At 69.3% G+C, this 14,925-nt stretch carries 14 protein-coding genes; 3 read left to right on the top strand and 11 right to left on the bottom strand.

Annotation, left to right across the window (positions count from 1 at the left end):
• Positions 1-5 precede the first annotated feature (5 nt).
• The gene (locus AB0B94_RS06620) at positions 6-1,586 is read right to left on the bottom strand and encodes a helix-turn-helix transcriptional regulator (protein WP_357269220.1); all 1,581 of its coding nucleotides are present in this window, start codon (positions 1,584-1,586) and stop codon (positions 6-8) included.
• A gap of 199 nt (positions 1,587-1,785) precedes the next feature.
• Between AB0B94_RS06620 and AB0B94_RS06615 the strand changes: the two genes are divergently transcribed.
• Positions 1,786-2,046 (top strand): hypothetical protein, encoded by a 261-nt coding sequence (locus tag AB0B94_RS06615; RefSeq protein ID WP_357269217.1) that lies wholly within the window; start codon positions 1,786-1,788, stop codon positions 2,044-2,046.
• Between the two features lie 13 nt (positions 2,047-2,059).
• Positions 2,060-3,193 carry an oxalate decarboxylase family bicupin gene (locus AB0B94_RS06610; RefSeq protein WP_238667792.1) on the top strand — a complete coding sequence of 378 codons (1,134 nt, stop codon included), beginning with the start codon at positions 2,060-2,062 and terminating at the stop codon, positions 3,191-3,193.
• Between the two features lie 49 nt (positions 3,194-3,242).
• On the opposite strand, the gene AB0B94_RS06605 is transcribed toward AB0B94_RS06610, so the two are convergent.
• The 5 genes from AB0B94_RS06605 to AB0B94_RS06585 form a co-directional block, all read right to left on the bottom strand.
• Entirely contained in the window at positions 3,243-4,718 is a 1,476-nt protein-coding gene (locus AB0B94_RS06605) for a PepSY domain-containing protein (protein ID WP_357269213.1), read from the bottom strand.
• Between the two features lie 175 nt (positions 4,719-4,893).
• Complete coding sequence (locus AB0B94_RS06600; RefSeq protein WP_357269210.1) at positions 4,894-5,472, bottom strand: copper resistance protein CopC; 579 nt, start codon at positions 5,470-5,472, stop codon at positions 4,894-4,896.
• Positions 5,469-6,683, bottom strand: coding sequence for a Dyp-type peroxidase (locus tag AB0B94_RS06595; RefSeq protein ID WP_357269889.1), 1,215 nt, complete (start codon positions 6,681-6,683; stop codon positions 5,469-5,471). Before AB0B94_RS06595 ends, AB0B94_RS06600 begins: the two co-directional genes overlap by 4 nt.
• 23 nt (positions 6,684-6,706) lie before the next feature.
• A complete protein-coding gene (locus AB0B94_RS06590; protein ID WP_357269207.1) occupies positions 6,707-7,309 on the bottom strand; it encodes a copper chaperone PCu(A)C in 603 nt (200 codons plus the stop codon).
• Positions 7,310-7,374: 65 nt separating this feature from the next.
• Entirely contained in the window at positions 7,375-9,405 is a 2,031-nt protein-coding gene (locus tag AB0B94_RS06585; protein ID WP_357269204.1) for a copper resistance protein CopC, read from the bottom strand.
• 244 nt (positions 9,406-9,649) lie between these two features.
• Here AB0B94_RS06585 and AB0B94_RS06580 point away from each other — a divergent pair, with 244 nt between their 5' ends.
• Entirely contained in the window at positions 9,650-10,642 is a 993-nt protein-coding gene (locus tag AB0B94_RS06580; RefSeq protein WP_357269201.1) for a zinc-dependent alcohol dehydrogenase family protein, read from the top strand.
• Between the two features lie 86 nt (positions 10,643-10,728).
• Here AB0B94_RS06580 and AB0B94_RS06575 read toward each other — a convergent pair whose 3' ends face one another.
• From AB0B94_RS06575 to AB0B94_RS06555, 5 genes are all read right to left on the bottom strand, one after another.
• Positions 10,729-11,469 (bottom strand): MBL fold metallo-hydrolase, encoded by a 741-nt coding sequence (locus tag AB0B94_RS06575; protein WP_357269886.1) that lies wholly within the window; start codon positions 11,467-11,469, stop codon positions 10,729-10,731.
• A complete protein-coding gene (locus tag AB0B94_RS06570) occupies positions 11,462-12,493 on the bottom strand; it encodes a hypothetical protein (RefSeq protein ID WP_357269198.1) in 1,032 nt (343 codons plus the stop codon). The genes AB0B94_RS06575 and AB0B94_RS06570 overlap by 8 nt, the downstream gene beginning before the upstream one ends.
• A gap of 4 nt (positions 12,494-12,497) precedes the next feature.
• Positions 12,498-13,250, bottom strand: coding sequence for a hypothetical protein (locus AB0B94_RS06565; protein WP_357269195.1), 753 nt, complete (start codon positions 13,248-13,250; stop codon positions 12,498-12,500).
• Positions 13,247-13,534, bottom strand: coding sequence for an acyl carrier protein (locus AB0B94_RS06560; RefSeq protein WP_357269192.1), 288 nt, complete (start codon positions 13,532-13,534; stop codon positions 13,247-13,249). Before AB0B94_RS06560 ends, AB0B94_RS06565 begins: the two co-directional genes overlap by 4 nt.
• A gap of 61 nt (positions 13,535-13,595) precedes the next feature.
• Positions 13,596-14,693 carry a DUF3419 family protein gene (locus AB0B94_RS06555; RefSeq protein WP_357269189.1) on the bottom strand — a complete coding sequence of 366 codons (1,098 nt, stop codon included), beginning with the start codon at positions 14,691-14,693 and terminating at the stop codon, positions 13,596-13,598.
• Positions 14,694-14,925 lie beyond the last annotated feature (232 nt).

Below are 14,925 nucleotides of genomic sequence, written 5' to 3'. Positions count from 1 at the left end.
GCTGATTATCGTCTGGTCCGTTCCCAGGCCCGTACCAACTGCATCCGATTGTGAATGCCCAGCTTGTGGTATATGGAGCGGAGTTGGGTGTCCACGGTGTGGAAGGAGACGAAGAGACTCCTGGCCGCCTCCTTCTTCGTGGCACCCGCGGCGAGCATCTCGGCCACCCGCTCCTCGGCGGGGGTGAGCGCGCCGATGCCCCGGCTTGGCGGCTCGTCGATCGACCGCCGGTGCCGCGGTGTGGCGGCGAGATCGGCGCAGCGCCGGTCCGCGATCGCCTGATCGCCGGGAGCGCCGATCCGGGCGTAGAGGGCAGCCGCCTCGTGCGCGGCATCGCGTGCCTCCCCGGACCGCGTCCGGGAACTGTTCGCGAGGTCGAGCAACGCGTCGGCCAGCGCCGGCCGCGCGGCGGTGGTGCGCAGCCGGTCCACCGCCGACCGGAGGGCATCCGGGTCGTCGTCGCGCAACCCTCGGCTCTGATCGGCCAGCGCGTGCCACAGCGGCACCGGAGTACGGGTGGAGACCAGCTCCACCAGCTCGGTGACCCGGTGGGCGGCCCGGGTGTCGTCGGCCACCACCGCCGCGCGTACCAGTCGGGGGCCGAAGTGCGGCACCGGCACCAGTGACCGGACCGACCGGTGCAGGTCGGCGACGACAGTGCTGAGCAGGTCGGCCGACGCGCTGAGGGCGGGGTCGCGCACCGCCACACAGAACGCCAACGTCCACATCGAACGGTCCGGCCATCGGTCCTCGGCGAGGCAGGCGCGGAGGATGGCCCGGGCATCGTCGTGTTCGCCCCGGCGGTAGCGGACCTCGCCGATCACCGCCACCAACAGAGCACGCACCTCCCTGCTGAGATCCGCAGAGCCGGAGCTGAGCGTCGTGACGGCCAGCGCGGCCGCCTCGGGCAGCTCTCCCACGGCCACCATGCGCAGGCAGTCCAGCGCGGTCAGCCGAGTGAGTGAAACATCCGTCGCCTCGGGCGGCTGGCGGGTCGCAGCCTGCGCGTCCTGGTACCGGCCCAGACCCAGCTGCACGAGGATCCGCTCCGCCCGGATGGACTGGGCGTCGGCGCGTGCCGCCCAGGAGTCCGGGTCCAGGGCCGCCAGCACCGCCTGGGCACCCGGCAGATCACCGTGCGCGAGCGAGCGTGCGGCCCGGGCGAGGGCGAGATGGCGAGCGGACGCCTGATCACCCGAAGCGGCGTGCGCGGTGCCCGCGTAGCGCAGCAGGGCATCGGTGTCCGGATGTCCCGTGCGGGCCGCGACCGTGGCGACCAGGGCGAGCACTGTGCCGCGGCTGGGAGCGTCCAGTCGGAGGTTCAACGCCTCCCGCAGGCCGGCGATGGCGATGGTCGGCTGCTCCAGTGCCACGATCTGCGCCAGGCGACCCAGCAGGAGGGCGCGGTGGCGCTCGCCGCTGCGACTCGTGGCGATCTCCGCGGCCAGGACGTGCAGCGCCTCCATCCCGCGTCCGGCGAGCCGGAGCTGGTCCGCCGTGGCAAACAGCCGGTGCCGGCGTTGCTCGGCGTCGGCGGCGATGTCGTCGGCCGGAGGCGTTCCACAGGTGAAGGGTGATTCGGACAATGGCGTTCTCCCCGGTTGTTACCAGGCGCGTCGAAAGGCCGTCCTGCGACCGAGCCTAGCCACGGCGGCAGGTACGGGCGACCAGATCGACGAACCGACGCCGATTGCGCCGAATGGCCAGCACCGTCCGGGATTCCGCAGTTGGTAATGGCGCGATCACGGGATGCGACGGGCGACGTCCGCCGCCGATCATCGAATCATGGCCCAACTCACCGAACTTCCCGGTCTGCGTCGGCTTCGGGTCGTACTGCTGATGTTCGTTCTCTACGCCAGCACCGGGGTGGGTGGTCACGCTCCGGCGTGGACCCGCCTGGTGCTGGTGGCGACCGCCGTGGCGATCCCGGTCGCGATCGCGGTCCAGTACGGCTGGCCCGGGCTGCGTGCCCTGCTGGGGATCTCGTCGCGGCTACGGCTGCGGGGCGGGTCCGTTCCCGCGCCCCATCCGATCCAACCCGAGTGAGGAGACAGCGATCATGGCGAACAGCGATCCCGAGCCGCGGCGCGGCGACCAGGGCGCCCCGCCCCTCGCAGGCCGCAACGTCGAGCTCGAGCGGCAGAACCCGGACCTGCTGGTTCCACCGACGACCGACAGCCGGCTGGTGCCCAACCTCAAGTTCTCGTTCTCGCAGGCGCACACCCGGGTGGAGAAGGGCGGCTGGACCCGGGAGGTCACCAACCGCGACCTGCCGATCGCCAGTCAGCTGTCCGGCGTCCAGTTCGGTCTCGAGCCGGGCGCGTACCGGGAGATCCACTGGCACCAGCAGTCGGAGTGGGCGTACATGCTCAGCGGCAGCTGCCGGATCAGCGCCGTCGACCACGAGGGCCGCAACTTCATCGAGGACGTGAAGGCGGGCGACCTGTGGTTCTTTCCGCAGGGCGTGCCGCACAACATCCAGGCGTTGGAAGACGGCGCGCAGTTTCTGCTGGTCTTCGACGACGGGGCGTTCTCGGAGAACAACACCTTCCTGCTCAGCGACTTCTTCGCCCACACGCCGCGACACGTGCTGGCCAAGAACTTCGGCTGGACGCTGGAACAGATGGAAAACCTGCCCGAGCGGGAGAAGTACATCTTCCAGGGCGACGTCCCACCACCGTTGCAACAGGACCGGGTGGTCAGCCCGACCGGCGACATCCCACGAAGCTTCAAGCACCGGATGCTCGCGCAGACCCCGCAGCGATTCCGCGGCGGAACGGTCCGGATCACCGACTCGACCAACTTCGCCGCCTCCGTGACCACCGCCGCGGCCCTGGTGGAGGTCGAGCCGGGAGGGATGCGCGAGTTGCACTGGCATCCCACCACCGACGAGTGGCAGTACTACATCTCCGGAACCGGGCGGATGGGTGTCTTCGCCTCGCAGGCCGCGGCCCGGACGTTCGACTTCCAGGCCGGCGACGTGGGCTACGTCCCGTTCGCGTACGGCCACTACATCGAGAACACCGGCGACGAGCCACTGGTGTTCCTGGAAATGTTCCGCCATCCCCGGTTCGAGGACATCTCGGTGATGCAGTGGATGGCAAACACGCCGCACGAGGTCATCGCCGACACGATCAACGTGCAGAAGTCGATCGTCGACAGCCTGCCGAACACCAAACAGGTGGTGATCTGAGCGAAGCGTCCGGCCGTCCGTCCGAGGACGGACGGCCGGATCGGTGGACTCAGCTCCCCGCGGGTGCCGGGGAGGTGGGAGCCGCGGCGGGCCGTCGGCGTCGGGACACCGCACCCACCACCACGTCGATGGCGAGGAAAGCGAGCAGTGTGAGCCCGAACAGGGGCAGCGTCCAGCCGATCGCCACGGTCACCGGCACCCCGATCAGCAGCGCCCAGAGCGGCAGGCCGCGTACGTTGCCGCGGGCTGGCGGCGTGCCGGCGAACGCGCGGCGGTCGGCGCGGGTGGGTCGGCGTTGCCACCACATGCGGTAGCCCCAGAAGATGACGCAGAGCAGGCCGAGGGCGAGCGCGGCGAGCAGGATCTGGTTGACCAGGCCGAAGAGGATCCCCATGTGGGCCTGGATGCCGAGGCCGCTCAGTTTGGCCAGCACTGGCCAGTCGGCGAAGTCGCTGCGCGCAGTCACCGTGTCCGAGGCCGGGTCGACGGCGATGCGGTCCTTCCTTACCGGCCAGGTGTTGTCGACCTGCGTGACGGTCCAGGCGGAGCCCGGCTCCTGCGCGGGGCTGATCTCGACCGGCCCGGAGAGGCCCGCGCCGCGAGCGACCGCCAGGACCCGGTCGAAGGCGGCCGACTCGACGACCCCGCCCGCCCCGGCGGCACCGTGCTCGTGGCCCCCGCCGGTCTCGGCAGGGGCGGGCGGAGCGGCGGTGAGGCTGGTGGAGATCTCCGGGGTGCGGGCGCTGAGCGCGTCGAGGCCGGCGGCGAAGTTCGCGCCGGCGTAGCGGGACCAGGTCAGGCCGGTGACCGAGAGGAAGAGAAGTCCGACGGTGAGCCAGATGCCGGTGGTGGCGTGCCATCCCCGGGTACGGCGGACCCCCTTACCGGTGGACAGGTCCGGCACGAGCAGGTGCCGGGCGGCGGCTCGGGCGGCGCCGCGTCGACGCCACCAGAGGATGACCCCGCCGAGCGCCATCACCCACAGCCAGCTCGCGGCCAGTTCGGAGTAGTGCTCGCCCACAGTGCCCAGGTGCAGGTGACGGTGCAGGTCGTCCAGCCAGGTGGTGACCGGCGTGGACCCGAACCAGGTGGTGAGCTGCCCCTGGGACTCGCCGGTGTACGGATTGATGTAGACGGTGTGCTGGTTCTCGCCCAGCTCGGGCAGGGAGAACACCACAGTGGTGGTCCGGTCGCCGTCGCCGGGTTGCACTGTGGTGATGCTGCCGTCGGGGTGCGCGTTGCGCGCGGCCCCGATCTGCTCGGCCAGCGGGAGCTGACGGTCACCCACCTGGGCGACAGTCAGCTGGTCGCCGTAGAGGATCGCGTCGAGTTGCGGGGTCGTGGTGTAGGCCAGGCCGGTCAGTGCGGCGACCACCAGGAACGGGCCGACGAGGATGCCGGCGTAGAAGTGCAGCCGCAGCAGCAGCGCGCCGAACGGTGACGTGCGCCGGGCGGGCCGGGCCGGCTTCTCGGTGGTGGTGGCGGGCTCCGGCGTCGGCGTGCCGGACAGTTCGGTGAGAGACATGGTGATCCGATCGAAGAGTCGGGAAGCGCCCGAGGCTGTTTCCCGTACTGGTCTGGTCGCCCGGTGAGGTGTCGCGTCGGCCCTGACTGATAGTCGGGGGAGAGACGCCGGCGGTTCCCGAGGGTCGGTTCCCGATGACCCGGGCGGCGGGCGGACCGCGCGAGGGCGGGTCGGATCAGCGCCGGGCCGCCCGCCGCCACAGCAGCCCGGAGGTCAGCAGGACGAGGAGGGCCAGCGCGGCAACCGCGACGAGGACACCGGCGCTCGGACCACCGCCGGACTGTGCGGCGGCGGACGGGGTGGGCGCTGACGCGCTGACGTTGGCAACCGGCGCTGCGCTGGACGTCGGATCGGCCACAGTGAACGGGTAGGACCCCTGCACCGGGTGCCCGTCCACGGAGACGACCCGGTAGGCGACCGTGTACGTCCCGTTCGGCAGGCTGTCGGTCACCTGGACCGTGCTCTTCGCTCCGGTGACCACCGGTTCGCTGGTGGGAAGCTTCCGCTTGGCGGTGTCGGTGAGCACGATGGTGGTGAACGCCGGGTCGAGTCGCTGCATGAATTCGAGCGTGACCTCGGTCGGTGCGCTCGGCACTGTCGCGTCCCGAGCGGGCGTGGCCGTCTTGAGCGAGTTGTGCGCCCAGGCCGGGCCGGCCGGGATGAGCACCGCCACGAGGACGGCGAGCACCGCCGCGCCGAGCCGGACGGCGGTGCGGCGGGACGAGGGTACGGCGATGACGGTGGGCGTGGTCATCCGAGCACCTGCTCGCCGATCCACCCGCCCGGTTGACAGCCGGGCGGGATGGCGAAGACAGCGGACCCGATCGGCGTGGTCCACTCGTTGAGCAGGTCCCGGTCGGCCAGCCGGCGCTGGATGGGCAGGAACTGTCGGGCGATGTCGGCCTGGTACGAGGTGAAGATCAGTCCGCTGTCCGCGTGGCCCTCCGCCGTCGGCACCCCGTCGTAGTTGTAGGGCCGGCGCAGGATCTTCAGCCGATCGTCGGTGACGTGGGCGCGGGTCAGGTGGGAGAAGTCGGGGATGACGGTGAGGCCGTCGGCGTCGGTGGCGGCGAAGTCGGGTTCGTCGTGTTCCGCGGTGCCGGTGAGCGGGGCGCCGGTGTCGAGCCGTCGCCCGACGGCGAGCTCACGGTCGGTCCGGCCGAGCAGGTCCCAGGTTTCCAGGTTCATGCTGATCCGTCGGAGCACCACTGTGGTGCTGTCGCGCAGCCACACCGGGCCGTCCGCGACCCAGAGAGCGGTGTCCATGGGTGCGCCGGGTCGGGGGTTGGCGGTGCCGTCGAGCTGACCGAACAGGTTGCGTTGGGTGTGGCCACCCGGCTCGACACCGGGGCCGCGCCGGAAGCCCTGCTGGACCCACCGCACTGTGGCGAACGGTCGGCTGTCCTTGATCAGGACTCGCTGGGCGTGGGCGACGGAGATCGCGTCGTCCGCGCAGATCTGCAGCAGCAGGTCACCACCGGACCAGGCTGGCTGAAGCCTGTCGATGCGGAACGACGGCAGTTCGGTGACCGATGCCGGCCGGCGGTCGTCGACGCCGGCCGCCCGGTAGAGGCCCGGCCCGAAGCCGAAGGTCACCGTCAACCGTGCCGGCAGCAGCCCGAGTTCGGCCTCGGTGTCGGCCAGCGCAGGTCGGCCCTGGGTGAGCCGGGCGGCGTCGTCGGTGAGCAACCGCAGCATCCGACCCAGCGCGGCCCGGTCGACGCCGGCCCGCACTGTGAGCGCCACGAACGACGCGTGCGCCTGCGGTTCGGTGGCCACCCCGGCCTGCCGAGCGCCGTGGAACGGCTCGACCAGGCCGCCGACGGACGCCACCGGCGTCGTGTCGGCAACCGCCGCGGGCGGTGGCCCGGCCCTCCCCACACTGGTGGCGGCGATGGCGGCACCGCCGGCCAGGGCTCCGCCGGCGGCCAGTGCTCCGCCGGTGAGCAGGCCACGCCTGCTCAGCGGTCGGACAGGTGGTATCCGCGTCACGATGCCGGGCTCATGCTCATCTCCGGCGTGGCGCTCATGCCGGGCATCGGCTCGCCGTGCCCGGGGGCGTAGCTCTCCTGCGCGCCGGTGAACGGCTTGGCCATGGCGCGGAACTGCTGGGTCCTGCCGTCGGCGAAGGTCAGTGTGAAGGTCAGCTCGTCGCCCGCCTGAACGGGTTTGGTGAGGTTCATCAGCATCAGGTGATCACCCCCGGGCTCCAGGGCGTGCGTGCTCCTGGCCTTGATCACGATGCCGCCCTGTTTCTGCCGCATGACCATCTTGCCGTCCTTCATGGCCATCTCGTGCAGCTCCATCGGCGACTCCGACGTCGTGGCACTCGTCAGAGTGACATCGATGTCGCCGTCGTTGACGAGGGTCCCGAAGGCGGCCGTCATGCCCTTGTCGGCCGCCTTCACCCACGGGTCACGAATGCCGAGCACACCAGCGTCCGGGTTGGCCGAGGTCGGTGCCGGCGGTCCCGCCTGCGCTGTCGACGGAGAGTCGGACGAGCCGCAACCGGCGAGGCCCACCGTCAGGATCGCGGCGGCGAGGATGGCTGCCGAGCGGCGGCGTGAAGCGTTCGGGCTGGTGGTGCGCATGTGTTCTTCCTCCGAAGGTTGCGGCTGGGAGGGTGGTCGGCCGCAGCTGGGAGAAAGTTCCGGGCTCACTGAACGTTGATCGTGAACTCCCCGGTGTGCACCTTGCCGGCGACCTGGAAGTCGAAGAAGGCCCGGTACCGGCCTGAACTCGGCGCGGTCAGCCAGAACTTGACGGTCCCGTCGACCAGTTCCGGCTCGGGGTGGACATGCACGTAGCCGAGGTCACCCTCACGAACCACCACCAGGTGCCCGTACGCGCCCAGGTACCGCTCCAGGGCGGGCGTGGCAGTGTCGGCGCCGTTGACCTGGAAGTGCATCGGCGCCGTCACCCCCACAGTCGGGGTGCCGGTCATCGACACCGTGTACGGACCAGCCGTCGCCTGCGCCTGCGCCGGCGGCAGCGCGGTCGGGGTGTGCGCGCCGGGCACAGTGTGGTCGACGCCCAGCACCAGAGGCTGCTGCGTGCCGTCGGCCGCGGTGACGGAGAAGTCGGCGTAGACGCGGTAGCCGCCGGGTCGGGCCAGCGTCAGGGGGACGCTCCAGGTGCCGTCGGGCGCCATCGTCGGGTGCAGGTGCTGGTAGCCGGACAGGTCGCGGCCCACCACGATCAGGTGCAACGGCTTGTCGTGGACGACCGCGAAGGTCGTTGCCGGCTGCCGGTCGGTCCCGACGATGCGGAACCGGTAATCGGCGCGTACACCAGAGGGTTGGGACCGCTCCAGCGGTTGCAGGGTGTACCCACCGGCGCTGACCGTCGTGCCGGTCGCCAGCGTCGCGCCCGTCGCGTCGTCACCCCGATGCGTGTGCGGCCCCGTGCCGGCCGAATGTTGGTGCCCGTCGGTCGCGGAGCCCACCTGGCCCGAGTCGGGCGCTCCACCGGCTGACGGTCGTGAACTGCCGGTCGCCGGACTCTCGTCGGCGCTGCCGATACGGGCCAACCCGAACCCGGCCAGCAGGGCCAGCATCAGCCCACCGACGAACAACGCCAGGTGGGTGTTGCTCAACCGGGACCCAGGCGTCGCGGCGGCGAGGTCCGTGTCGGGCCGTTGACCGGGGTCGACCGTCAGCTCGCCGTCCGTGCTGGCGAGGGCCTTGGTCACCTGATCGGTGGGCGTCGGATCGACCGCGACGCCCGTGCGGGCCGTGACGACCGTGTTGCCCTTGCGCGCCGCCGGCACGGTGGTGGGACGCCGCTTGTCGCTCGCGGTACGCGCGACGACGCCGCTCGCCGCGCCGACCTTGCCAGCGCCGGCTTTGCCGACGGTCTTGTCCCCGGCAGCCTTGCCGCCAACGGTTTTGCCAGTGCCGGCCCTGTTCGTGGTACGGGCGCCACCGCCGCGTCGACCGGAGGTCACCGCCGAGGCACGGCCCCGGCCGGTGGGAGTGCCGGCGGATCGGCGACGCCGGATGATGAACCCGACCGCCGCCCCGACCGCCGCGACCGCCGCCGCCCAGCCGGCCCAGGCCAGCGCCCCGGGACCGCTCTCCTTCGTCGACCCGGTCGACGGGGCGGCCGCAGCCGGCGGGGTCGTCGGATCGTCCGCGGTGGTCGGCACCGCCGAGGCCTGCCCGGACGTGTTGTGCTGCTCGGTGGCGGCCACCAGCGCCGGGTCCGGTTGAGTCGACGGCGGGCTCCAACCCTTCGGCGCCGCCGTCACCCGCCCGTCGTAGCGGAAGGTCAGGGTGCCCCGCACGGTGTCGCCGTCCGAGGCGACCGACAGGTAGCTCACCGAATACTGACCCTTGGCGGGCAGGTGGGCGACGGACACCACCGCGGGGAACCCCGTCGTGTACTCCCGTGGCTCGAACTGCCCGTTGACCAGGAAGTACTCGCGTACCGGCTTGTCGAGTGGCTTCGGCTCCCCCTGCGACCAGCCGTTGTCGACACGGGTGCCGCCCGGGGCGGTGATCGTGAAGAACGCGTTGGCGGCGGCCTTCTCGGTGAAGAACAGCCGCACCGACGTCAACGGCTCGCGAACGGTGGCGCCGCTCGCCGGTGTGGACTCGGCGAGGGTCCCGTGCGCTGCGGCGGGTTGGCCGGACGCGAGGAGGGCGACCGCCGAGGCGAGGAGGAACGCGAGGAGGCCCGAGACCACCCGCCCGCAAGTCTGAGGGAGACGACGCATCTGGATATCCTCACCCTCGCGAGACTTTTTTCAAGAGGTGGCGATCTTCTTCCTCAGATGACAAAAGCTGACCAGCCATCACGGCCGGTATCCGGGTGGTCGGCCGGATCGGCGGAAAGTTCCGGCGGACACCGGCGCGGTCCGCGAGGAACCAGCCCCGGCACCTATCCGGTCGGATAGCGTCCACCTGAAGCCTCGATCACGGAGAGTGTGGATGGTTATGCGCGCCGCGTTGTTGCGGGAGTTCGACGTTCCACTGACGGTCGAGGAGATCGATCAACCCACCCCCGGGCGCGGGCAGGTGCTGGTGCGGGTCGTCGCCAGTGGAGTCAACCCGCTCGACACGAAGATCCAGGCGGGAAAGGCCGCGCACGCGCGTGTCGAGCTGCCTGCGGTGCTCGGCCTGGACCTTGCCGGTGTCGTCGCGGCGGTGGGCGCGGACGTGACCGGCTTCGAGTCGGGGGACGAGGTGTACGGGCTGTGCGGGGGCGTGGGCGACCTCCAGGGTTCGCTGGCCGAGTACGCCGCAGTGGACGCCCGGATGCTGGCCCACAAGCCGAGGAGCCTCTCGATGCGGGAGGCCGCCGCGTTGCCACTGGCGGCGGTCACCTCCTGGGAGGGGCTGGTCGACCGGGCTGGGGTCCACGCCGGGCAGAAGGTGCTGGTGCACGGCGGTGCCGGCGGGGTCGGATACGTGGGCGTGCAGCTTGCCCAGGCCCGCGGCGCCGAGGCGTACGCCACCGGCGGGCCGGCGAGCGTACGGGTGATCGAGAGCCTGGGCGCCGTGCCGATCGACTACACCACGAGCACTGTCGAGGAGTACGTCGAGAGGTACACCGGCGGCGAGGGATTCGACATCGTCGTGGACAACGTCGGCGGCGCGACACTCGACGCGTCGTTCGCGGCGGTGCGCACCTATCACGGGCACGTCGTCAGCGCGCTGGGCTGGGGCTCACACTCGCTCGCCCCGCTGTCGTTCCGTGGCGCGACCTACTCCGGCGTGTTCACTCTGCTGCCGATGCTCACCGGGCGGGGCCGCGAACACCACGGCGCCATTCTGCGCGAGATCGCGACGCTCGCCGATGCCGGCGCGCTGCGCCCCCGACTGGACAAGCGCAGGTTCACGCTCGACACGGTCATGGACGCCCACCACCTGGTCGCCGGCGGCACCGCCGAGGGCAAGGTCGTCGTGGACGTCGCCGGTTGAGCCGAGCCGTTCGTTCCCGCGGAGTGCTCGGCGGTCCTACGGGGCGATCGGCTTGGACTGGGCGATCTACCGCGAGCCCGATGGTGTCAAGCGTTGGGGAGCACACCATCACCCCAAGTCAACCCATGAATATCGGGGAGTGTCGTTGACGTCTTGGCCAGGAGCCGATCGTGGGACGTCGCCACCGTCCGCCTATCGGCGAACTCGACAAACTCCTTGCGGTTGGACAAGTGGAAATAGACATTGAGTCGCCGAAGCTCTGCGAAGGTTAGCCCGGGTCCGCGTCGGTACCGATGTCCGGAATAGAGCCGAGCGTCCTCGGAGATCTCGTTATCCAACCGCCGCACGCTGTCGTAGAGGGCTGAGGCAGAGCCGCCCTCGAAGTGCGTGAAACCTATGCCTTCAGGAAACAGCGTGTCGCCAGCAAAGAGGGCGTCGCCTACAAGAAAGCAACACGACCCCACCGTATGGCCGGGTGTCTCCAGCACACCTACCTCGATGGAGCCAGCCTTCAACGTCTCGCCGTCCCGGCAGTGCACCGTCCCCGGTTCGTCGAAGCCGTAGTAGGCGGCTTCCACACCCGACAGGTACACGGGAGCCGGCAGGAGTCTTACCAGTTCGGCAACTCCGTTGACGTGGTCCGAATGCGCGTGCGTCAGCACTACCGCCTGCAGGCTCCAGCCTTCACGTTGAATTCTTCGGGCGATGCCCTCGCTGTCCCACGCAGGGTCCACGACCACAGCATGGCGGGTCTCAGGGTCCCCAATCACATACTGGAAGTTCGGAAAATGTGCTGGTCCGGCGGTACCGACCAGAATTCTATGCATCACCGACGCTTCTCTCAGCTGGAGCGCCGGCACGCGAGTTCGTCGTCCGTTCCAGTGCTTGCCATGGCAAATGCCGGAACGTCGACGGCCGCGGTTCGGCTGCGGCGACAGGCGCGTACGCGGAAGCGTCCAGGGTGAGCAGCCCTTCCAGGTAGGCCTGCGCCTCCAGCATCGCCAGGCGGTCCCCAGGGCAGCGATGCGCTCCCGCCCCGAAGACGTAGCTCTGAACCTTGCGGCGATCGTCAGTCTCACCGATGCCCAATTGCAGGCTCGCACTGGCCAAATCCACTTCGATCAAGGTGTTTCGTGGTATCTGGCCGACCGTGTCGATGAACACATCTCGGGAGGCATAGCGTGTCGTCAGGCCCAACGGGGCGTCCTGCGTCAACAGGCGCATGACGACACTCGCGGAACCCGCACTGCGCACGGCGTCCGTTACGGCATCCGCGTCGTTCCACCACGCGGAGGTCAGGACCTCCAGGGCGACCACGGTAGTCTCCGCGCCGGCCACCAGGAAGAGGGCCAGCTCTGCCGACCGGGCCTCGTTCGGCAGGTCCGAGAACCACGGCACCGTCACGTCTCGGACGAGGCGTTGGATGTAGTCCTTCGCCTGCGCTACGGAGTCGTCGGTCTCAGGAAGCCCGCCGAGGATCCGCAGCACCGGCTTGAGGCTCTCGTAGTGCTCGATGGGGTCGACCTCAGGGAGGTCCAGGAGGTCCAGGACGATGCGGTTGGGGATGTAGACGCAGCCCTGCAATAGGTCGTTGCTGTCGCGCGCACGCGCGAATCCGTCAGCGACGGCGGAGTCAACCATTTCCTGGACCGTGACGCTGCCGGCCCATTGCTTCCCGAAGCCGGCCCACCACCCGCGTTTCCTCTTGAGGTGCTCGCTTCCCTCCAGATCCAGCGTGGATGCTCCGAAGACCCGGCGCGACACCCGGAACGGGTGATCGACCCGGAACTTCTCCTCGCGAAGCAGCCGGCCGACGTCTGCCGGGTCGCCCAGCCTGAGACGTTCCTTCATGGGTTTATCCGCTCGTTTCCCGGCCGTCACCGGCTGTGGACCGGACATCCGCCCGTGCCGCGGTGCTCTTGGCGACGAGCCGGTCGTACCCGAGGCCGAAGCAGGCGCTGTACAGGGGCTGCCCGTCGTTCGAGCGCAGGTTGCAGCTTCGAGCGAACGCCCCGAGGTGCAGGTTGACCGACGCCACGGCGAGGCCGTCGACGACGAACTCGGACTTCAGGTTCTCCGACTCCTGGAACTTCAGGTGCAGGTCCTTGGGGTCGAAGAACGGGTCGCTCGCCTTCTTCACGACCGCGTCCACCCAGAACTCCTCGGCGAGTGACGACGGCACGTCACGCACGATGTGCCCGATCCACTCGTGCACCAGGCCCACGTCCGTCGAGAGGAAGATGAACTCTCGCATGAGGAACGAGGACTGGCGTTCGCCCGGACGGTAGGTCTCCTCGTTCCGGAAGCAGAGATTCTTGTGTGTGAACAAGGAAGGACTGGAAAGCTGGCGTCCTCTCAGATGGTCGAACACCGCGTAGCAGGTCGTCGGCGCCAGGAGGAACTCGGCGTCCGAGCCCATCGCGCCCGACACCACCAATGCATGTTGGGGAAAGCTGCGCACGTAGTGCGTTGCCAGGACGGAGCTCCTGGGGAGCAGCGGGGAGAGCTTGAGCTCCTCGGCACCCGAGAACGAGGGGATTCCGATCAGCATCCTGTCGATCTGGGCCTCGACGTCGCTCAAGCCCAGTTGCGCGTCGACCGGACTCATCGGGCAATTGGTGTCGTATGCGAACCGTAGACGGCAGCGATTGTCCGGGCAGTGCGGATGCTGTCGAGCATCAGGTCCTCCAGCGGGACGTGCGCGCCAGTCTCCTTCTCCAGGAACACGATCAACTCCATGATGGACAGGCTGTCGACGATGCCTGCCTGAATCAGGTCCGTGTCCGCGTCGAGCTCGGTTCCCGTCGTCGAGCGCTGAGCCTCTGTCGAAGTATTGAGGCTGCGCAGAAACTCCAGCACCGCGCCGAGAAAATCGTCGTTGCTTCCAGTCATGCCGGGCTTTACCCTTCGTCCATTTTGAAGTTGTTCGACCATGCGGTCTGCCTCGCGCCACTCACCGGGTGCCGCCAGCTCCTCGCACGAGCTCGCCGACGGTGACCTCGCGATAGAGCATCGAGCGCTCCTGCTCTGTCAGCTCTTTCGACAGCTCCTGACGGATCTCGAGGTGGTCACCGAACACCGGTGCCAGCTGCCCCTCGCCATACATGCTCCGGTGCAGGACGATTGCTCCGCCGGCTGACGAAGCCTTCCGAGCCTTGCCCGCGAGGGCCTCGTGCTGCGAGGGGCTGCCCCAGTCGAAGATGTTGGACAGGTAGAAGGCGTCCACGTCCGTCACGGTGTCGAGGCACTGGTCGACCGTGCTGTTAACCAGTCGCATTTTGTCGATGTTGCGGCGTGCGGTCGCGTATCCGTCGTCGGAGAGATAGGCGGGTGTGCCGTCGACCCGGTCGTGGAGGTAGCGACCGGTGAGCAGCTGATGCAAGAAGTAATTGTTGGCGACCGGCTTGCCCACGATGGCGTCCTTGATTTGCGCCGCGTAGAACTCGCCGAACTTGGACTCCGGACTACGTGCGGACCACAGCGGTGGGTAGAAGTGTGACTGGGTCCAACGGCTGAACAACACCCGCACGGCGGTGTCCCAGCGGTCGTTGTCGAGGTGCTCGGCGAAGAAGGCACGCTGCTCGTCCATGGTCGAGCACGCGAAGAGGAGGTCGACGTTCTCGGTGCCGAGGATGAGCTGCGTCAGGTTCTCTCCGACCAGCCTGTAGTGGCGATCCGTCACGCCACAGCCGTTGATCCCCGACGCGATCCGCGCCTGGTGGCTCCGCCAGTACGCGCGGGCTCCGTCGGGCAGGGCTTCTTCCAACTCGCGGTAGGTGCCGAGGCGGTTCACGGCAGGCCGCTCGCCGACGAAGGCGAGGTAGTCCTCCCGCTCGAGAGCGATCAGGGCGGCCTTCTTGAGCTCGATGAGCGCGCACTGGGCCGGGTTCGCGTCCACGACGACGAGGCTCTCCAGCTCGTCGTCGAGCAGCGAGAATGCCGTGCAGCCGCCCGAGCCGATGGTGAGGACCCTTCGGGCCCCGTAGCAGGCCTGTAGTCGACGTTCGATGCGTGAGTCCTCGCGGATCTGTGCGAAATAGATCTCGCTCATCGACGCCACCCGATCGGACGTCTCGGATACTGAAATCGGAATCGCAACTTGATCAGACCCCCGAAGTGAGAACAAGAAAACGGATCATCGCATTGTGACTGCAGGGGGTCAACCCCTCCATTTTGGAGCCCGGCTCGTCGCACGTGAGCTTCGATCGTCCGCGGCGAGGGGGTCTGCCTGCGGCGGCCGGCCGACCCGATGACGCCCAGCTCCACGAGGATGGCCTTGACCC

This window comes from Micromonospora sp. NPDC048986, from assembly GCF_040649335.1.
Classification (GTDB): domain Bacteria; phylum Actinomycetota; class Actinomycetes; order Mycobacteriales; family Micromonosporaceae; genus Micromonospora; species Micromonospora alfalfae.
This window is presented reverse-complemented; position numbering and strand designations above follow the sequence as displayed.